The following is a 22,807-nucleotide window of genomic DNA, read 5'->3' as shown; positions in this document are numbered from 1 at the left end:
ATATTAATACAAAAATTCAAAATAATGGAGATGCAAATGAAGAATAAAACAAAGAAAATAATTTTGCCTTTAGCAACAGCTAGTGCTATTTTACTACCTATTGTTGGTGTTATTTCAGCCTCTACAAGTGCCAGCAGACAAGAATTTGGCGGAGATAATGCAGAATTTTCAGGAACTTATTTAAAAGATTCATATATTAACATAGTAAAGAACGGAAATGGACAAGGTGAAAACGCTATATTTGGCAGCATTTATCCTGGAATGAGCCAAAACCAATGATCTAACAGAATTGAAAGTCGAGAAGTTTATCAAAATGGAGTAGCTTATTCAAGTGCTTTTTCAGGCAGAGTAGCTTTAGCTAACGAACATTATGATAATGTGGTTAAGATTGAAGAAATTACATCTTCAACTACAGGCAATCTTTTTGCTGATGCTAAAAAGCTTGTAAAGCGTAGATGAAGAGCAGTATTTAACAATTATTATGCTCCAAAGAATCCTAACTGAAATAGTCAACCAAGTTCTTCAAATTACTATCAAGCAAACAGCTATGGAAACTTAGCTTTTGGTCTTGCTTTAACAAAGAACTTGCAAATTGTTGATAATTCAATGAGAATTACTGTGATAGCTAAAGATTCAAACTATAATCCGACTTCATACCCAATTATTGAAGGTGCAAACTTTAGTGGTTATATTTTTGATATCTTAAATACAAACTCAGCTACACCATTAACAACTGGAAATATTAATATACCAAATGTTTATAATAATAACAATTTAGACTCATATGAACCAGACCAATTTATAAAAGCGACAATTAATTTAAACAGTAACAATCCTTTTTATGATAATTTCACTAATCCAGGATTTGGAGCAACATTCAATGATGTTTATAATAAACCATTGCAATTAAACAACCTTAAATATGCGACTGTTGATCCGAATTATGAAAACAACATTGACAATGTAAATTATTTATGAAAAGGTGTTAATAATCAAAGTGGATGACCAGATTCTAGATGACAATCTTTACTTGGTAACTTTTTACCTCAAGCATCAGGTAGTGCTTTGACTAAAAATGTTACAAATATCGGTTCAGTGTTTTATGGTGAAGTAAGTACTGGAAATCAAAACTATAGAGGAAGTAGTTATCAACCTACTATTGTGGTAGAATTTGAAACCATTGATAATCAATCTGATTTCAATATCAATAATACTGACACATATACATTTACAAATACTCAAAACACCGAAGGTGGAATTTCTGCATTCTTTACTGCTTATGGAGGAACAGGATATAACTATGTCGCAGCAGATTCGATTTCTTATACGCGTAGTAACTATAGACCTATCATGGTACAAGTAAAAGAAAAAGCTATTTCGAGCTACATTCAAAATCAAAATGGATTAAACAATCAATATCTAACCAATAATTATGGATATGCGCTTTATTATGGTGATACCTTAATTTCAAGCATTCCTTCAAGTGTAATTGCTAAAGCCAAAAGTAATAGTTATAATCAAAGAACCCAAACCTTTGAATTGAATTTAGTATTTAATACAGATGTTTCTAAATGACCTGCAGGAATGGCTGATTCATATAACAGTTTTATGGATCCAAGTAAATTAGTGCTTAAAAAAGTTTTTGATCAACCAGATGCAGCTCAATTTTTCACAAATAATAATAATCACTCAATTGATCAATTGCCAAGTGATAATGGTGTGCAATCCCTTGGTGGAATATTCTTAGATCCGAATTCATTAAAATATAACGGACAAATTGTATTCTACTCAGATACTCAATGAACTGGTTCTAATGGTGGAAGTAACTATGGATACTGAAAACTAAAATTACTTGATATTGCAAATAAAAATACAGCAGGAACTGGTACAGCTTCACCAGTTAATGTTTATCAGTCATATACTTTCAACAATAGACAATTATTGCCAAATCAAATACAACCATTTATTGATGCTGTATATAGCGATTGAAATACAACTCACTTTGCTAATTCAGGAAACTTATGATGAATTCAATACAATGATTTAAAACAATCTGCATTTAATGCTGAAAACGAATTACAAACTGCTCCAAATATGAGTGATATTGAAGCTTATAATGCTAATATTAATGGAACTAGCGATGTAATTAATAATGTTAGAAACTTTTTAATTGAATCTAACTGAAATAATTCTTTATCAGACATTAAAAACAAAATTGATAAATACATTAACTTCTTATATGCTTCAGATGCAACCAAAAAGGCTTATATGCAAGCTTACACTGCATTAGTAAACTGAAAAGATGTTTCAACTCCAAATTTTGATACAAGTAGTAATAATATCGTAGATAAAAACCAAGCTGCCAGAAAAATTCAAGATATTATTGATACTTATGTCAAAGTGCTAACTCAATTGCAAACAGAAAAGGGTATTGGATTTGTTCAAGGCCAAGAATTAACATCAATTGAATTTGTTAACACAGCTAATTCAATTATTGATTCTCTACCTCTTTACTCACAATGATACAAGGAACAATTTAAACAATTTGTTTTAAGACAAAATTCACGTCAAGTAGTAGTTGATTTTATTCATGCATTGCAAGAGTTGCAAACCAAGGTTCAACAATCTCAAGATATGTATGATAAATATTTACCAGTTGATACAAACAAGGATGGTGTTTATACAAATATTTATAATCTTGAAGGCAAAAATAATAATTTAACTTTTAAAAACTTTGATGCAGCAGAAAAAGCCTTATTAGCTCAAATTAATGCAGTTAAAACAATTTATGGGTCTTCAACTGGACAAGAAACATATGTATCTACGGCTAAAATCTTAGAACAAATTGATTCACTAAAACCTGAAACTGTTCCTAATGCTTACCATGCAATTACTACTGATATTGATACCTTTGCTCAAGTAATTAAAAGTTTAACTAATCTAACAGAAGAAAGTAAGCAAGCTTACATTGCACAACTAAATGGAGTTATTAATCCAACTAGTGCAAGCGATGTAAATAAATATCGGCTAATTGAGAACTATCAACTTAGAGAAGCTCAAATGGCTAAAATTGCAACAACAGCTCAATTAGAAGATACCCTTCTAGCACAAGGCAAAAGCTGAACTCCATTTGCTGCTCAATTCAATTTTGACTTTTTGACTACCAGTTTAACTAACAGTATTGATAAGAATGACCCTACAATTAGCACAATAAATAATGGCACAAATAAAACTGTGTCAGTTGAAACAAGCAATAATTCTCACTCAAATTGAAATGTAGTATCTCAAAATGGAATTAATATCTATATTTATCCTAATACCACAATTGATTCAGCTTCTGTAAACTATGCATGACAAGTTGATGCTCAGGGTTATATTAAAAATGGTACTCATTATCCTTCTACAACAATTAGCATTGCTCAAGTCAACCAAAATAAAAATACTCATCTTGCTAACAGTATTTTAGAGCAATATAAGCAATTGCTTGATCAAGAAGCTGCAAGCTTAACAAGTCAAGCAAATGTCGAAGCTTTACTTGGCACGCAAAAAGTTTTATTAAATGCATTTGTAGCTAATTTAAAAACTTTATATGCTCAATATAGAGATCTAGCTAAAGAAAACCCTCAAGTTGGAGGACTAAATCAAGCACAATATAACTCATTAACAAAAGACTTATATGACACTTACTACACCAATAATTTAAATAACGCAAATGATGTAGTGCTAGCTGGCAATGTAACTAATTGAAATAGTAAAATGCAAACTATTGTTAAAGCAATGAACCAATTGCAAAATACAGTAGCTGCATTAACAACCGGAAGCAATTCAGTATTCAAAAATGGACAATTTTATGGAATAGGCAACTATGATAAGTATGTTGAAGCAACAAATGGGTCATTGAATTTTGCAATGCCTCAAGCTAATGGTGAATTAATTGCTTTATTATCAACTGCTTTACAAGTTCTACAAAGCAATCTAGCAAATATTAATTCATTTGTTGCATCAAATGCAACCACAAGTGATCTTGTTTCAGCTATGAAAGAAAATAACTTACCAAGTGTTCTTTCGACAACTACATTTGCACAAGCGAAACCATATAACTGATTTGTGTATAGTGCACAAGATGTGGAAACACTAAATGCTGCATTAAATGCAGTTGTTGCTAAACTTGATGGTAGATATCAAGCAGCTAGTCAATACGCTCAATATATTTTGGATAAATATTTTGGAGCAATTAATGCGGTAAATCAAACCATTACACCTTTATATAGCGAAAGTGAAGCACAAGATCAAACTAAAGCTTTAAAACTAAATCAAGCAACATTTACTTTTGCAAATAATGCAGATAACATTTATTATTATAAGATAAATCAATTCATTGTGCAAAAAGCGACTGAATACATTAATTCATTGCCTAATGTAACAACTAGTGATAAACAAATTGCAATTGCGACAATACAATTGGCGCAAAACTCAGTTACATTTAATGATTTTGATATTAATCAAACAACTCAACCGCAATGAATTTGAAAAGTTCAAGCTGTTCTTTACCAAGTGAGTCAAATTAATGATTTAAAAGCTAATTTAATTACTAACTTTAATGCTGACACAGCTTTAACCAAGCTGCAAAAAGATGCCTTAATTCAATCTATTATAAGCCAAAATATTTTTGATACTACAACAACAAATATTACGAATGTATCAGATGCTTTACCAAAAAGTTATGCTAACTTAAGCAAAACATTACACAAGCCTTTAGCTAAATCTGATGCAAGCGAACTAAATAGCAAAATGCAAGCTTTACGTAACTTACTTGCACAAGTTGCTCAAGTAAAAGTAAGCGATCCATTATTAATTAATAAGGCAAGCAACTTAGAAGCATTTAATGCTGCTTTAAACCCTGTGGAAAATATAGATACAATTTCTAATACTGACCCTAGTCAAATTGCTGCTTGAACACAAGAATTACAAAAACAATTTGATGCATTAAATGGATATAATCAATTGTTAGCTCAAGATGTTGCAGCAGCCCAAGAAATAGTTGGAAATTATGTAACTAAACCTACATACTTGGCAAGTACAGTCATACCTTCAAGCCCTCTAATTAAAACATTAACTAACTATCAAACTAAAAGCAAGGAATTAATGAATGCAATAGCTAAAGACATTAATTCAGTAGTAACTAAAGATATTAATTTAACACAAGCGCAGAAAGATGCTATTCAAGCAAATGTTAATGCGACTGCTTTAAGTCAAGACACTTTAGCAAGTTATAACACCACCGTAAGTGATATTAAGGCTCTTTCAGAACAAATGAAACAATTGCAAGTAGCTTATAATGCAGCAAAAACATTTGTATCTGATAATCAAACAATTTATGATCAAATATCTAATTCTATTACACTTAAACAAGCGTTCCAAAAAGCCCTAGACCAAGCTGCAATTGTTTATGACCCATACTCTGAAAAATTGGCTAATAAACAAAACTTATCATTACAACAAGCAACAGACTTGACTAATGAACTCAAAAATTCATTAGCTAAATTATCACAAGCAATACAAGTTGGCGATATTGCAAAAATCTTATTACCAATTGATGATAGTTCTCCACTTGATCAACAAATGGCTAAAACTAATATCTTAAATAAAGCTACTAATCCAAATGCAACTGCTCAAGAACTTCAAAAGCTTACTCAAGAAGCTCGCAACGTGATAGCATTAACTCCACTATATAAAGCGCTTGCTAATAGTGATAAAATTACAAACCCTGGAGTTGATTTAAGTAATAGCATTAAAGCTGTTGAAAATACTTTATCAGATATGGTCCATGGTGTAAAAACACCTACATCTGAACAGATTCAGGCTCAAATCGAAAAATTAAATAATGCTGAAAGCTTAGATAAATTGCAAAAGCTCATTGCACAAGCTAAACAAGTTACAAATCCATCAGACAACTTAAAACAAGCTCTTGCAAATGCACAAACAGTGGCTACAAATAAACAAGCGGAACAATATCAAGATCAAATTAATAAATTATCACAGGCTTTAACTAAGAATCCTTTATACAATGCAATTGAAAATGCAACAGCTACAAATACTGAATACAATCTTCCAAGTATCAAGGAAGCAATAAATAATGCAACCGCAATAGCTAGTCAAGATCTAAGTCCAGAACAAGTTACTCAAGCAATAAACAAGTTAAATTACTCTGTAGATCGAGCTTTATTAGTTCACAAAGCGAGAGAAACTTTAAAAGATATTATTGCACAAGCTAATACTCAAAATGATAATAGAAATGGATTTTTAAAACAAATTATTGATCAATCCCAAACTATTTTAAATAATCCAGCTGCAAGTGATCAAACAATTATATCTCAGGGTGAAAAACTTAAATTAGCAATTAACTTGGATAAATTTATTCAACTTGTTAATAAGGCTAAAAGTCTAGTTCCAACCAGTCAAGCTTCAGCTCAGTTTACAGCAGAAATAGCTAATGCAGATCAATTTATCTCTGACTGAGAGGATAAAATTAATGCTTTCATTGACCAAAGTCAAGATGGCTCAACGTACAATACACTTTCATCAGCATTAAAACAAGCACTAGAAGTTCAAACACCAGCTGTTTATATGAATACTAATGCCAATGGATTATATATTTATGCAAATCAATTACAAACAAGCATTACTAATCCAGGTGATAGCACACTTCAAGCATACTATTCAAACTTTATTTCAAATATTCAAAGCCTACAAGGTTTAGTGCCAAATGCTGTAAGCCAAACTACATTCCAAGAAAATGTGGCAAGTACTGAGGGATATCAAAATGTATATAACAAATTAACAGCAAATGCTGACTATTACAAAATGGAAGTTGAATTAGACAAATTGTCTAAATTAGATCCAAAGCAAATTTCTGCAGCATTAGCAAATGCAATGCAGGACTCAAATGCCATTGTACAATTGGGTGGAGCAGCAATTCAATTTACTAGCTCACGTGCTCTAAGTTCAAGTTTTAACACGCTAGTTCCACAAATGACAGCTGCTAATTTAAAAAATAAAAATGATAAACCATTGCAATTAGTTATTCAGGCATACGAAAATCTAATTCTTGAATTAAATAAAAACAAATTAGCTCTTGCGATTGCAACAGCAAATAAAACTTTAGAAGAATTTAGCCCTAAAGCAGGAGAAACATTAACCCCTGATCAACAAGCTGTTGTGGACAAGGCAAACGCTTTAAAAGAAGCTATCTCTGCTGCGCAAACTGCGCTAAATACAGCTAATAAAGATGAGACATTTTATAATGATGCAGCAAATGGCTTAACGCAAGCAACTACAGCTGCAAATTCTATTGTTTCAGCACTTAGAGATAAACTAGCTAGTGCGATTAAGAATGCCAATACAGTAAAACCTCAAAGCGAAAGCTTAAAATCTCAAGTGATAGCTGCTCAAGGATTAATTAATAGTCCTGATTCTTCTGCTTTAGATATTGTTAAGGCTATAGATAGTCTTAATAAAGAAACTGCGAAAGATACACTAGCAAATGCAATTAATAATGTTTCTGCTAGTCTAAAAAATAATCCGACATTTAAGCAATTAGCTTTAGGACCTGCACAAGATGTATTAAGTAACAAAGCATCTACAACACAAAATTACATAGATGCAGCTAAAACTCTTGCAAATCAAATTAAGAAACAAGAATTATTTAATGCCTACAGCAAAGCTTTAAAAGCGTTACAACCAGTTTCTAATGAATTAAATAGCTTAAAACAAAGTGCGCTAGAAATGTTGAATGGTACAGATGCATCAGTGCTGGACAAAAATCAAGAGTTCTTTGACCAAGAAGCAAATAAATTATTAAGTGCTTTAGGACAAAACAATCTTGCAAATGCAATAAAAGAAGCTCAAGCAATTCCTGTGACAGCTAGATCTGATGAATTATCATCTGCATTACAAGATGCAATTAATGTTGCGAAAACAAGTTCAGCAAACTCAACTGAGATAAATAATTCTGCTACCGAAAAATTATTGGACGCAATTAACAAGAATTCATTAGCCTTTAATTTAGCCCAAGCTAAGAATGCACTTGCTAAATTTACTCCTAATAATAATCAAATAGATGATGCAAAAGCTAAAAAGCTTAGAGAAGAAATGCAACAAGCAATTGGCTTAGCTAATCAAGCATTAGTCACACCAAATCAAGATAAAAACTTTTATCAAAATGCTGCCAATACGCTAGCTGGAACAACTGCTAAATTAAATGATGCATATGATAATACATTAACTGAATTGAAAGATACAGTTAATAGTTTACAAAATGAAATCGCTAGTCACAATTTAATTCCTTCACAAGCTTTAAGCCAAGATTTAAGTGAACTATCAAATGAACTAGCTAATAATGCTAAAAACCAAAATTACTTTGATTTAAGAGACCAAGAAAATAAACTTAATTACTTAGTTAAATCAAATTCTCTAGCTAACGCAGTTGCTCAAGCAATTCCTGTTGCAGCAAATTTACCACAATTTACAAATGACATTTTAAATAACTCAAACAAAATGCTTGCTAACCAAGCAAGCACGCAACAAGAACTTAAAGCTCAAACTAAGTTACAAGAATTAGCAAATATTGCTGCAAATATCATTACTCAAATTGCTAATGATCAATATTTAAATAATGCTCAAAAACAAGCTTTATATAACGAATTAGAAAATACATTAGCTCAGCCAAATGTAAATGAAAATAGCATTGAAACAATTAAAACTAAGGCAAGTTCACTTGAAGATAATATGAAAGCATTAAACAATTATGTTCAAGATATTGCACCAGCTTTAAAAGATAACCCAATTTCATCAATTAAATACACTTACGCAGATGCAAACAAGCAAAAAGCTTACATGCAAGCTTTAAACAACGCAAATTCAGTGTTAAATAAAACTACAGGTGGAGTAATTGAAAATAATGCTCCTGCAGCAATTGGACAATATTTAACTGACTTAAAAAATGCTTTGAATGCTTTAAATGGTAATCAGAATTTAGATCAAATTAAACAATCAGCTAGTGCACAAATTGATTCAGCAAGCCAATTAAGCAATGGTAATAAATACTTTAATGCTCCAGTTGCGTTACAAAATGCTTATCAAAAAGCAATTGAACAAGCAAATGAAGCACTTAAGGTAGTAAATCAAATGGAATCAGCAACTGATCACAGTAAGACCGATGCATTAAGTAAGGCTTTAGGAGATGTTAAAAATCTAGAAAATCAAATTAATCAATTCCCAGATACTGCTTACCAAAATGGTGATGATAAAATTCCTAATATTGATCATGTTTTAGATGGCTTAAATAACTTATCTCCTAGTGCAAAAGAACAATTTAAGCAAGCATATAATAAAACAATGAATCTTACTGACGCAAATAAAGTAATTCAACAAGCACAAGAACAAAACAATAAAGTTGCTGATGAAATAAATAATATTAGTCAACAAATTAAAACAGCAATCACCGCACTACCAAACGTTGATAAGCAAGCATTAAGTAATATTTCAAAACAAGCTAGTGATATTAGCTCATATGCACCAGCTCAAAAGGTTGCTGATATTAATAGTTTAGTTCAATCATTAACTAATGCAGATGCTTTAATAGATGCATTAAATCAATATAAAGCAAGTGATATTAAGGATTCTAAAACTTATAATAGAACTTTAACTAACTTAAATAATGCTATTGCAAAAGCAAATAAGACAATTGTTGCAAAACCTGCTAATATTGCATTAGCAAAAGAGTTGGACAGCAAGGTGACAAACTTGCAAGCTCAAGCTCGCGAACTTGAAAAAATGGTTAAAGCACTTGCTAATAATGAACCAGCTGCATTCAGTAAAGCAGCGCAAGCGTTAAGCATGACAAGCAAAAATCCAAATTACAATGCTTTAGCTAATGAACTTCAAAATAACAATTACTTCAATATTCTTTCTACACCAAAAGAAAAAATTAGTAAACAACAAGTGGCTGCTTTGAATAACATTCTTAACTCAACTGCTTTCAAAACTAGTGACAATGTTATCCGTTCAGCTATTATTACACAATTAAAAGTAGCTAGATCAAATATGCCATGATGAGCATATCTAATACTTGTTTCCTCAATTTTATGAGTGTCAGGAATGATTATTCTATACAATCGTAAAAAATAAATTAAAAATTAATTAATAAGCAATGGAAATGTCTGGAGTTTACTCTAGGCATTTTTTGCCTCTTGCTACAAGGGGCAAACATTTTAGTACTAAGCAAAAAATTACTGAGCTGCAATTTAAAAAAATATATAATTACAATAAAGGAGAAATTATGTCAAATTTATTTAATAACTCAGAAGTAAAAAATCCAGAAGGACTAGAACCAGTTGCAGACAACACAGAAGTTGCTGCTAAAGCATCAACACCTGCAAAAGTTGTTGTTTATGCATCATTTATTTTCATTATTCCTGTTATCTGATACATCTTTCGTAGAAATAAGTTTTTAAGAATGCAAAACGAAATCAACGAAGCAGCTTCAGGAATTGATACACAATTACAAAAACGTTCAGATACATTAAACAAAATTGTGTTACAAGTAAAATCTTACAAAATTCACGAAGAAAAAGTATTTGAAGATGTTGCAAAATTACGTTCATTAACTTTAGCTGGAAACACTGCTGCTAACAGCGAAGAAATTGAAAGCTTAAACAATTCAATCTTTGGTCGTTTAATGGCTGTTGGAGAAAACTATCCAGAACTTAAAGCAGATGGTTTATACAAAGAATTAATGGAAGAAACAGTTTATCTTGAAAGAGAAATTGCTGCTGCCAGAAGATTATATAACTCTAAAGCAAATGCATTTAACATGCAAATTATGACATGACCAGACAATGTTGTCTCATCAAATATGAAATTATCAACAGTTCCTCTATTCCAAGCTTCAGCTAAAGCTAGAAAAGATGTTGATATGAATGAATTAGGATTATAGTAAAATGAAACGCGTAGCTGACTATTTAAACTATGCAGATTTTAAAAGTGAAGCTGACCAAAAAGTCTTACCTGTTATTAAAAAAATAGTTAACGACTGTTTTCAAACACCTTTATATGCTAAATATAAAAACAGTTTAAAATTATTTTTTATTATAGGATCAGTTGCATTAGTATTACTAGTTATCACATTAAGTGTTTTTATCCCATGTGCTATTAGCGATAAAGAACCTGGGATGATTGTAGGTGGGGTATTTGGAGTAATTACTCTTCCAATTATTATTGTTGCAGCAGTTTACTTATGACAAGCATTGTCTGCAGCTAAAAGTATTTCATCAATGATTCGCAATAAGATTTCAAAAGATGATGTTTATAAAATGACAATTGATATCTTACAACCAAATTGAAACTTTAAAGGTATGAACTATGAAGATCCAAGTGCTGGAGTTAAATACTCATTTGCACCAGATACTCATGTTTTTACAATGGCTGAATATAAAAATTGCATGCCTGCAAATATCCCTAATGGTGCTAGATTAGTGCAGGCTAAGCCATGTCAAACTTTAATTATTGATGATAAGTATCCTGCTCATTTTTCTAACACCCATTGAATATATGAAACTACTTATACTGATTCAAAAGGTAATGTGCACCATAGTGAAACACATTATTATGCTACTTTGCTAAAAATTGATGCAAGATCGCTAGATCCAAAACATTGAACATCATTTTCATACTTTGAAGCGTTTGCAGGAAACAAGAAAAAGATTACACTTGAAAACCCTGAATTTAACAAGATTTTCAAACTTAAAGCAGATGATGAGCTTAAGGCTCGCGCAATGTTTACACCATTAGCTATGGAAAATCTAACTAATATGTGAAAAAGAAACCTTAAGTTTACTAATACTAACAATATTAAATTACATGCAGAAAATGATTTAATTTATATGGCTTTTATTTCGCCTCAAGGATTTGGAATAATTGATGTTCCTCAATATTCAACAAAACCAGAAAAAGTAACTAGAGCCATTTATAATGATGTTTTAAAAGATATTTTTTCACTTTATTTTTTACTTGAACTAGTTTACATTCCTAATTATTTATACTAGAAATATAGCGCTAAAAAGCTATATTTTTTTAATTTATTTTACTTAAAATAAAATATAATTTCAAAAGATAACATAGAGGAGATATCGATGAAAAAAACAATTGATGACCTTAATTTAAAAGGTAAAAAAGTATTAGTTAGAGTTGATTTTAACGTACCAGTAAAAAATGGTGTGATTACATCAACAAAAAGAATTGTTTCTGCTTTACCAACAATTAATAAAATTATTGCTGAAGGTGGAAAAGTTATTTTATTCTCACACTTAGGAAGAATTAAATCAGCTGAAGATTTAGTTTCAAAAACACTTAGACCAGTAGCTGTTGAACTAGCAAACGAATTACAACGTCCAGTTACATTTGTGCCTGAAACAAGAGGTGAATTATTAGAAAAAACAGTTGCAAACATGCAACCTGGTGATGTTGTTTTGGTTGAAAACACACGTTTTGAAGACTTAAATGACAAAGCTGAATCAAAAAATAATCCAGAACTTGGTGCTTACTGAGCTTCATTAGGTGATGTGTTTATTAATGACGCATTTGGAACAGCTCACAGAGCTCATGCTTCAAACGTTGGAATTTCTTCAAACATTAAAGAATCTGCACTTGGATATTTAATGCAAAAAGAAGTTGAATCACTTAACAAGGTAATTACAAACCCAGAACACCCATATGTAGCAATTATTGGTGGTGCTAAAGTTTCAGATAAAATTCAAGTTTTAGAAAATCTAGCTAAAATTGCTGACAAAATGATTATTGGTGGAGCTATGGCTTACACATTTATGGCAGCAAGAGGTGAAACAACAGGAACATCATTAGTTGAAAATGACTATGTTGAACTTGCAAAAGAATTCTTAGCAAAATATGGTGACAAAGTTATTTTACCAGTTGATCACGCTTGTGCAAAAGAATTCAAGGATGTAGAACCCGAAATGCAAGAAGGGTCAATTAAAGATGGCTACATGGGACTTGACCTTGGACCTAAATCAATTGAAAACATTAAAAATGCATTAAAAGATGCTAAAACAGTTGTTTGAAATGGACCTATGGGAGTGGCTGAATTTGTCAACTATGAAAAAGGAACACTTGCTGTTTGTGAATCAATTGCACAACTAAAAGGTGCTTACTCAGTAGTTGGTGGTGGTGACTCAGTTGCTGCTGTTGAAAAATTAGGTATGGAAGATAAATTTACCCATGTATCAACAGGTGGTGGAGCTTCACTTGAATTACTTCAAGGACTTAAATTACCTGGTGTAGAAGCTGTACAAGATAAATAATTTTAGTAAGAAGCTTAGGCTTCTTATTTTTTGATTATTGCAAGTTTTTATTTACATATTTATAAGAAAACAATATAATTTTTTTAATTAATTTAAAAGGAGAAAAAATGAAAAAAACTGTACTTATCGTTATTGATGGATTAGGGCTTAGAGCAGAAAAACAAGGGAATGCCTTTGCTTTAGCTAACACTCCTACATTTGATAACTTACTTACAAATTATCCAAACTCAGTGCTTCAAGCTTCTGGAGAATATGTAGGGCTTCCAAAAGGGCAAATGGGAAACTCAGAAGTTGGACACTTAAACATCGGGGCTGGAACTGTGGTATACACAGGGCTATCTTTAATTCAAAAAGCTTTGGATGATGGGACATTTGGTGAAAATAAAGCTTTTATTGAAGCTTTTGAAGCTGTTAAGAAAAATAATAAAACATTACATGTGATGGGATTACTTTCTCCTGGGGGAGTTCACTCACTTGAAAACCACTTATTTGAATTATTAAAATCAGCACATGCACATGGTGTTAAAAAAGTTGCAATTCACGCTTTCGGGGATGGACGTGATGTTGCTCCTAGAAGCATTAAACCTTCATTTGAAAAATTAGATGCTTTATGTAAAGAATACGGATATAATGTAGCTTCAATTTCAGGAAGATTTTATGCCATGGATAGAGACTCAATGTTTGATAGAGTCGAAAAAGCCTATGAAGCTATTTTAGGTAATTCAGATCATAAATTTAATACACCACTAGAATATGTTGATGCACAATATAGTCAAGATATTAGTGATGAATTCTTTGTACCAGCAATTAATGCTAACTTAACTAAAGAAGACTTTGCACAAGATGGAGATTCAATTATCTTCTTTAACTTTAGACCTGATAGAGCAAGACAATTAACACACTTATTTATTGGATCACCATTATATGATGTAAAACCAACACACCCAAGAAACATTGATAAATTTGTTTCAATGATGAAATATGAAGGAATTAATACAATTATTGCCTTTGATGAAATGCAAATTACAATGCCAATTGGTAGAGTTCTTGAACAAGCTGGATTAAAACAATTAAGAATCGCTGAAACTCAAAAATATGCTCACGTAACTTACTTCATGGATGGTGGAAACGATATTGAGTTTAAAAACTCAAAACGTATCATGGTAGATTCACTTAAAGTTGAATCATATGCTGATGCACCTCAAATGTCAGCTCAAGGAATTACAGATGAATTGCTCGCTAATGCGCTTGATTTTGATGTAACCATTATGAACTATGCTAACCCTGATATGGTAGGGCACACCGGTAATCTACAAGCTGCAATTAAAGCTGTTGAATTCTTAGATGGCCAAATTGCTAGAGTTATAAAATGAGCTCAAGAAAACGATGTAACAATCTTTATTACAGCTGATCATGGTAATGCTGAAATTACTGAAGATGCTAATGGTAAACCAGCTACAAAACACACTTCAAGTCCTGTAATGTTTGTATGTAGTGATAAAAGTGTTAAATTAGCAGATGGTAAACTTGCTAATGTAGCTCCAACTGTATTAGACTACATTCATGTAGCACAACCAAAAGAAATGGATGAACCATCTTTATTAGTTAAATAATATAAACAAGGACATAAACGAATAATTTAAGTTTACAGGGTAACAATAGTAACAGCATTTTGCTCTAACAAATAGTTTTGCATTCAAACATTAGTTCGTTTTTATGCAAAATAATTATTGTGGTAATTAAAGAAATCTGAAGAAATATCAGTCTTAGTGCAAAAAAAGCTACTAGAAATACATATCCCATATTAAATAAAATGATAAAAAGAATCAACTCTAATAAGGCAATAAGCAATTAATTTTAAAGACAATTTATTGAGCTAATATCTTATATATCTATAACAGCATTCTTTTTATATATTTCGCTTATAAGGTACATTTTCTATAAATGCTTTTTTTGTGAAACTGCGTAAGGATTTAGATGAATATTTAAGCCTAGATGTAGATATTTCGAATAATATTGAATGAATATCTTTTATAGGTAAAAATAGTAAGCATTATATTGCAAAAATTTATACACCAGCTATAAAAAAATTAGCGAAGCTACGCACTAGGTAGTTTCGTTTTTCTTTGCTTTATTAAAATCGAAATTAATGATCTAAATTATTTATTGTTTGAACATATCGTTTAAAAATTTTATTAAGAGTTCATTAATGCTCTTATTTATTTTACTTGATTTCTAAGTTTAAAGTATTTTAAGCTAAGAAATCTGAAAAAAAGGGAAAAAATGTGGAAATTTCCACACGAAATCAAATTTTATAATGTACTTAAGAACATAAGCCTATAATTATTGTATATACAATTATTTTTTGTATATAAATTAAAGAGGAAAAATGAAAAAACATAAATCATTATTATTACTTTTGGGTTCAATATCCTTTTTACCATTTTGCTCACTTGTATCATGCCATCAAACAGAAAAAAGTGAATTGAATGATAATTTGAACAAAATTAAAGGCATAAAAGAATTAATTTGAGTAAATCCAAACAAAAACTTTGATCTTGATGGGCTAAATAAAGCAGTATTAAAATTTATTCCAGCACAGGATCATGAAATTTACTATCCTTCAGAAACCTATTTAGAGTCGCTTAATTTAATTATTAAAACCATAAATAGAAATCCAAAGTTATACAACAATGATGGAACAATAAATAAAACAGCTTGAGTAAATATTAATTTAGTGAATAATTACTTAAACTATATGAATAGTTCTGATTGCTATTTTATAAAAAAAGAAGAGAAAAAAAGTAAACCAGGAGATATGGTACCAACTGTTTATATAGCATATAAGAAGATTACTATACCTTTATATAAACAAATGGATTTATCAAATAAAGATATTGGATTTTTTGCTCCTATAGAGGAAGGCAAAAACATAAATTTCTTACAGGATATTTTACAAAGTAAAAATAAAATTAATTTAGTTCAATATAGCAATGAACACAAGAAGCTTGTGCGGGATAATAGAAAATATGGACTAGATTTGGTCACTTCTCTTAGTCTTGCACAATTAGAAGGTAATCAAAAAGCAGAAATGATACCTGCATGAAATGTCGAAGAACAGATTTTTAATAAGCTTTACCCAAATTATGAATTTAATATTTCAAGTTTTTTAGCACAAGCTTGAGATAATAAGTTAGAATTTAGTGCTAAAAGTAAGGACCCAGAGTTTAATGCTCCTTTATCATACTTAAATAAAGATAAACTTGTGCAAGCTATAAATGGTTATACAGTACAAGAATTGTCATACGCAAATAATAAACTATCTACATTATTGGAAGATAAGAAACTATCAAGCAGCATGCATGAATCATTAGTTGCTTTAAAAAATAGTTTTTTATCTAATTATGATTTAGCGTACTTAGATAAGGATAAATTATATATCGACTATAAGCCAGAATTTGAAAAGAATAAATTAGAGGAATTAAATCCTAATGTACACTTTTATAAAATTTCTATTCCTGTAAACGTTCAACATGGCGAATTTAAGCCAGAATTATATATGGTTTATGGAATAACAAATAAGGTTTTTATTAACTATCAGCCAATAAAACATGTACCAGAAAGTCATGCATATACATATAACTCTTTTGAAAGTTTTAAATTATATTATCAAAAAGTCTTTAGTGATCAATTTGATAGATATCAAATAAAACCAAGTAATGAGCAAGCCTACATTGATCAATTATATGATTCAATAAAAGGTGATCAACTAAGCAGCGATATACAAAATACTATAGTGAATGAAACAGCTGAAACATTTGACTTCATTGTCCCACTAATCTTACAAGATAATGAACCTGAATTTGTTATAAATAAGGTTCCAAATGATTTTATTACAAGTCTAGTATATAGAACTTTTGATTACTTTAAACTTGATTCTCGTTTAAAATGACAGCCACATATGGCTATGGCTGCAGAAGACTTTGATAAACGCATTAGTAAAACTTATTTAAATAAAAATCCTTATGACTTAGCTACATTGCATAATTTATCAATGCCTGAAATTGCTGCTTTATTAAGCAAAAAATAGTTAAATGCTCTACTTTATTGTAGGGCATTTTTAACTAAAATATTATTAAACTGAGGGATAATAAAACAGCCTAGGTATTCGCTAGGCTGTTAACAAGGAAATGTTAATTATTCCAAGTCTTCGCAACATCGACTATTTTGAAATAAATCAACTTGTTTCTTCTTGTTCATCTGTTAATGAAGTATCATCAATATCAAAATATGAGTTTAATTCTTTAGTTTGAGCATATTTAACTTCCTCGGTAGCATGTAACAAGGCATTTGAATCTGCTTCTAAAGTATTTTTGATCATTTCATTTTCTTCTTCTTGTTCAAGCATTACTTCTTCGGTATTTTCAATTTCAGGTTGCAAGTCTGCAATTGCATCAATCTTAGAAGTTGCCTTTTTTTCTTGCACATCATCTGTAGTTGCATCTACACCTGAGGCAATAATAGAAACTTTGAAAATTTGTTTGTTATCTTCAGTTTCAACGATTTCTTGACCAATTTTGCAATCATTGATAAAGCCATCTTGACCTGAAAGAATTTCGTGTATAGTAGAAACAGCATTTCTAATTTCTTTGTTTGTGACTAATTTGTCATGTTGGATATTAATTAAAAGCTTAGATGCATGTTTAATGTCATATTCGTATAGATTTGTTTCGAAAGCTTTTTTAACAGCTTTTTCAGCACGATTTTCACCAACAGCTTGTCCGATACCAACAATAGTTAGACCAGAATCTTTAAGTGTGTGCTTAATGTCAGCAAAATCAATATTAATTGTACCAACACGATTTAAAACATCATGGATTGCCATAATAATATTTTTTAATGTTATGTTTGATAATTTAAGAGAATCAGCAAATGGGACATCTGGATTTTCATCAGATAATTTTTCATTTGAAAGAACAATATAAGAGTCAACAGCTTGTTTAAGTTGTTCAATACCATTTTGCGCTACAAGCATGCGATTTTTTCCTTCGTAAATAAATGGTGTAGTAACTAGACCAATAGTTAGTGCGCCACTTTCTTTTGCGATTTGAGCAATTTTAGGGCTGGCACCTGTACCGGTTCCACCACCAAATCCAGCAGTAATAATTACAACATCAGCGTCTTTTAAGGCTTCTTTGACTTCTGTTGTTGATTCATCAACTGCCTTGGCTCCAAGTTTAGGATCTGACCCTGCACCAAAACCACGATTTTCTTTTCCTAAAGCAACCTTATGAGTACATTTACTTTTTTCTAGTGATTGAAGATCTGTATTAGCAACGATAAAATCTACATTTGGTAAGTTTTCATCATACATCATATTAACTGCGTTGTTTCCAGCACCTCCAACCCCTATGACCTTTAGGGAAATGGCTGTCTTATATGATGCTGTGTTATTATTGAATTCATTATTCATAGTTTGCTCCTATCTTAAGAAAAATCTACTAAAGAGTTTGCTTAATACGTTATTTTTGGCTTTAGGGTGTGCATAATCAATTTTGCTTAGCACAGTGTTATTTTGGATTGTTTCAACTTTGTGTTCATTGGTAATTAGAACAACTTGTTCTAAAAGTGAATCTTCTAGAGCAAATAATCTAAAGTTGTTGTCATTGTCAAGACTTTGAATTGTCATATTGTGTTCATTAAAACGAGCGAAAAATGTTTCTTCAATATCCTTAACCATTCATGCAAGTTGACCAGTAAATGCAATATGGCTTAGTTGATTAATAAGAGGATTTTTGAAACTTGTCATAGTGTATTTTAATAATTCGTTAAGTAAGGAGTTTTTGAATGCACTATATTGTTGATTAATTCCTTCAAGTGCAGGAATTAATGATTCTTCTACTATTTCATTGTCTTCATTTTTGATTCTATTTTTAACTTGATATTTAATAACTTCTAAAGTATCAAGTTGGCTACTATTATCAAGTACATTGTAACCTAGAGGCAATTTTTTATAGGTTAAAATTGCGCCATTTTTAACTACAAAGAAAGCAATATAGTCAGCTTGTAAATCTACTACTAGGCTTGAAGTAGGAATATTTTTCATACTTGCTGCTAATACTTGACTTTGTAAAAAGTAATTAATTTGGCAATTTGGAATGTTAGCTGAAAAGCAAGCTTTAAAATCATTGATTGAATTTAAATTTGTTTTGAAAACTGATAAATATTGAGTAATTGTTTCAGCTATACGATTTTTGGGAATATCTTTATATTCCTTGATAATTTCATTTTTTTGCATGGTGTAATTGATTGGAAAACTAGCTAAGAAATCCTCAATTACATTAGCTTTAGTTAATGTGGCATTTTTTTGAGCAAATAATTCAGCTAGAATTCTTGAATCATAACTAGTGCTTTGACAATTTAGTTTATTAACCATAATTTTTTGTTCTAAATTAGGAAATAAATTGTCATCAAACACATAGTTTAATGTCACAATATCTTTTTTGACAATTTCCTTAACTTGAGACATAATGTCATCATGTCAAGAAACTAAGTCACTTGGATGTGAATAAGAAATATGATTTGTGGTGCTTAATTTAACATTTAAGTAGTTATCGTTTGTGTTATTGATGAACGCAAAAGAACATTCATTGGTACGAATGTGAAAGTTTATAAAATAATTCTTCATAACTACTCCTTTATAAATTATTGATTTATGTTGTTAAATTAATTTCTTTATGACACGTAATTTTGCGCTACGAGAGCGATTATTTTCTTCTATTTCTTGTTTTGAAGGTTTAACCTGTTTTACTAAGAATTTTTTCTCTTCCATAACAGGCATCTTGCTTGGAAGATCGCTTTTGGTTAAGTCTTTAATAAAATCCTTAACCATTTTATCTTCTAGCGAGTGGAATGTAATGATACTTAATGTTCCGTCCTTATTTAATAATTCAGTTGCATCAAGTAATAATTGTTTAAGCGAATCCAATTCATTGTTAACTTCAATTCTGATTGCTTGAAAGATTGCTTTAGCTGGATTTTTTTGTCTTAATAAAGCTGCTGGGTAGGCAGATTTAACAACATCAACTAACTGCATGGTGGTTGAAATTGGTCTAGCATTTACGATGGCTTTCGCAACTTTTTTGTTAAGTTTTACATCAGCGTATTTTCATAAAATATCAGCCAGTTTCTCTTCAGAGTATGAATTTACTACATCATAAGCACTTAGCTCTTGTTGTTGATTCATCCGCATATCTAATTTAGCATCTTTGTTATAACTAAATCCACGTTCGGCTTGATCTATTTGAGGTGAAGAAATTCCTAAATCAGCAATAATACCATCTACCTTATATATACCTAGTTGATAAAGTTTAGCTTTAATATCTTTAAAGTCACTTTTAACTAGGGTAAAATTAGAAGCAATTGCGCTTAATCTTATTTGTGATTGTGCTAAAGCATAATCATCTTTGTCGAAAGCAATTAGCCTTCCATTTGGTATCTTGGCTAGAATAGCGGAAGAGTGTCCGCCCATACCAACAGTTAAGTCTACATAAATACCATCAGGTTTTATATTTAGCGACTCAATAGTTTCATCTAGCATAACTGAGTAATGTAATTTATTTTGAGACATCTTGAGACAAGAATTGTGCTAATTCTGCCATATCCTCCACTGTATATTGATTTTGATTTTCATCATATTTTTCTTTAGCTCAGAGTTCAACAATTGAACCCACTCCGATAAAGATTACTTCTTTTTGGATAGATAATTTTTCAATTATTGGTTTAGGTAGGGAAATTCTGTTTTGGTTATCAAGTACGATTTCGAAAGTGTTTCCAAAAATATATCTAGCTAATGTTCTGGTTTTGACATCAAATCTAGATTTGTTTTCAATCATCGCAATGTATGCTTGAAAACCTTCTTGAGAACGCACTTCAGCATTACCATCAAATCCGATGGTGATGTAAAGTTTGCTTCCGAGTTCATCTCTAAAAACAGGAGGTAAAACTACTCTGTTTTTATCGTCGATATTTCGTGTTTGTGATCCGTACATATTTACCACTTCCTCCCACTATCCACCATAATTCTACCATTTATTAATAACACGAATCAAAAAAAGTTAAAAATTTTCTTGGAATTTTGGCGCTTTTGTAGTAGAAAAAACTATATAAAGCCATTTTTGAACTCTCAAATTAGCTAAAAAATTAAAAAACAGCTTATTTTATTGCTATTTTTTAATTTTTTTAGTATTATGAGTATATATTGCACAAAAAGCATAAATGTGGAAATTATGCAATTTTGTTCCACATTTTGCTTTTGGGTAAATAGTGGGAGGAAGTTATAAAGGTGCTAAAAATTAACTTTTTAGCTGTCATAATGCGATTTGTAAATTAGCATTTTTACTTTATAATATTACTTATTGAAAGGAAGTAATGAATTTAGAACAAAAGTATTGATACCTTAAACATTCTTTTTTATCTTGAACTGGGACAGATAATAACTTTGCTAGCAACTTATCGATTACTTTATTATTAATGAAACTTGGGCTAATTGCTACTGTAATCTTTGTGGTGCTATGATGAATATTTAAACGTCAAATAGCAGCTTCATGGCAAAAGAATAAACCATCTGAAAAAATGCAAGAGATCTTAATTAGAGCCACTGGAATTTTATTGCTACTTGGAATGTTTTTACGTTCATTAAATATGGGACTAAGTCATTATCCAAGAATTTGAGAGTCAATTCCATTGCACTTTTGTCGTTTAGTTGGTTTATGTATTGGATTTACTTTAGCGCTTAATAAACCCAAAGCCTTACGTTATTTTGCTTCACCTGCATATTTAGGAGCCTTTATTGCATTAGCAATTCCTGATGTTAAAATTGTATTTACTCCGAGTGAAACTTTTACTGTCTTTGGCCAAAGTTTCCAAGCTGGAGTAAATACCACATATTATGTAGCTTGAAACAATGTTTATTTCTATGATCTAATGGGATTACATATCTTTATGATTGTCTCTGTTTCTGTTTTTGCTGTACTTTACCCTTATAAGATGACTAAAAATGATGTTGTTACTCAATGTAAGATTTTTCTTTCATTCCTATTAACTGTCTTTACTATTAATGCTTTCACTGATGCGCTGGCACCAATTGAATGAAAGAGTAACTATTTCTATACAGGAATGAATCAATATAATGGTTTTGCTAACTTAATAGGTCCATTACTTCGTTGACCAGTAAGTCTAGTTACATTATCTGTTTTTGGAGCCTTTTACCTCTTTGCAAGTGCTTATCTATTTGATATCCAAGATAAAGTTGTATTTTCATTTAGTAAAGGAAAGAAATTTATTTCCTTAGCACCAAGCTCTAAAGGTTTTAAAGAATCATTTATAAGAAAAAGAGAATGCAAAAAAGCCCGTTGTTAACGGACTTTTTT

Annotated in this window: 11 protein-coding genes; 7 read left to right on the top strand and 4 right to left on the bottom strand. The window is 30.6% G+C overall.

Going from position 1 to position 22,807, the window contains the following annotated elements:
• Positions 1–36: 36 nt before the first annotated feature.
• The 6 genes from ACM0IS_RS02265 to ACM0IS_RS02240 all read left to right on the top strand — a co-directional run bounded on the left by ACM0IS_RS02265 (position 37) and on the right by ACM0IS_RS02240 (position 17,466).
• A complete protein-coding gene (locus ACM0IS_RS02265; protein WP_416755867.1) occupies positions 37–10,188 on the top strand; it encodes a hypothetical protein in 10,152 nt (3,383 codons plus the stop codon).
• 151 nt (positions 10,189–10,339) lie between these two features.
• On the top strand, positions 10,340–10,996 hold the full coding sequence (locus ACM0IS_RS02260; RefSeq protein WP_416755866.1) for a LemA family protein: 657 nt from the start codon (positions 10,340–10,342) through the stop codon (positions 10,994–10,996).
• Between the two features lie 4 nt (positions 10,997–11,000).
• On the top strand, positions 11,001–12,104 hold the full coding sequence (locus ACM0IS_RS02255; RefSeq protein WP_416755865.1) for a DUF3137 domain-containing protein: 1,104 nt from the start codon (positions 11,001–11,003) through the stop codon (positions 12,102–12,104).
• Between the two features lie 87 nt (positions 12,105–12,191).
• Positions 12,192–13,376 (top strand): phosphoglycerate kinase, encoded by a 1,185-nt coding sequence (locus ACM0IS_RS02250; RefSeq protein WP_416755864.1) that lies wholly within the window; start codon positions 12,192–12,194, stop codon positions 13,374–13,376.
• 107 nt (positions 13,377–13,483) lie between these two features.
• Positions 13,484–14,989 (top strand): 2,3-bisphosphoglycerate-independent phosphoglycerate mutase, encoded by a 1,506-nt coding sequence (gene gpmI / locus ACM0IS_RS02245; protein WP_416755862.1) that lies wholly within the window; start codon positions 13,484–13,486, stop codon positions 14,987–14,989.
• 776 nt (positions 14,990–15,765) lie between these two features.
• Entirely contained in the window at positions 15,766–17,466 is a 1,701-nt protein-coding gene (locus ACM0IS_RS02240) for a hypothetical protein (RefSeq protein ID WP_416755860.1), read from the top strand.
• 132 nt (positions 17,467–17,598) lie between these two features.
• Here ACM0IS_RS02240 and ACM0IS_RS02235 read toward each other — a convergent pair whose 3' ends face one another.
• From ACM0IS_RS02235 to ACM0IS_RS02220, 4 genes are read right to left on the bottom strand one after another with little or no spacing between them, the layout of a single operon-like run.
• Complete coding sequence (locus ACM0IS_RS02235) at positions 17,599–18,849, bottom strand: cell division protein FtsZ (RefSeq protein ID WP_416755859.1); 1,251 nt, start codon at positions 18,847–18,849, stop codon at positions 17,599–17,601.
• Positions 18,850–18,858: 9 nt separating this feature from the next.
• On the bottom strand, positions 18,859–20,064 hold the full coding sequence (locus ACM0IS_RS02230; RefSeq protein WP_416755858.1) for an MAG3720 family protein: 1,206 nt from the start codon (positions 20,062–20,064) through the stop codon (positions 18,859–18,861).
• Between the two features lie 33 nt (positions 20,065–20,097).
• On the bottom strand, positions 20,098–21,006 hold the full coding sequence (rsmH, locus tag ACM0IS_RS02225; RefSeq protein WP_416755077.1) for a 16S rRNA (cytosine(1402)-N(4))-methyltransferase RsmH: 909 nt from the start codon (positions 21,004–21,006) through the stop codon (positions 20,098–20,100).
• Positions 20,993–21,427, bottom strand: coding sequence for a division/cell wall cluster transcriptional repressor MraZ (locus tag ACM0IS_RS02220; protein ID WP_416755856.1), 435 nt, complete (start codon positions 21,425–21,427; stop codon positions 20,993–20,995). Before ACM0IS_RS02220 ends, rsmH begins: the two co-directional genes overlap by 14 nt.
• Before the next feature lie 379 nt (positions 21,428–21,806).
• On the opposite strand from ACM0IS_RS02220, the gene ACM0IS_RS02215 reads away from it, so the two are divergent.
• On the top strand, positions 21,807–22,796 hold the full coding sequence (locus ACM0IS_RS02215) for a hypothetical protein (RefSeq protein WP_416755855.1): 990 nt from the start codon (positions 21,807–21,809) through the stop codon (positions 22,794–22,796).
• The last annotated feature ends 11 nt before the right edge of the window (positions 22,797–22,807 follow it).

The sequence above is a fragment of the Mycoplasma aquilae ATCC BAA-1896 genome (genome assembly GCF_048074525.1).
In the GTDB taxonomy this organism is placed as follows: Bacteria; Bacillota_I; Bacilli_A; order Mycoplasmatales; family Metamycoplasmataceae; genus Mycoplasmopsis; species Mycoplasmopsis aquilae.
The sequence above is the reverse complement of the archived record's forward strand: the minus strand, read 5'-3'. Positions and strand labels throughout refer to the sequence as shown.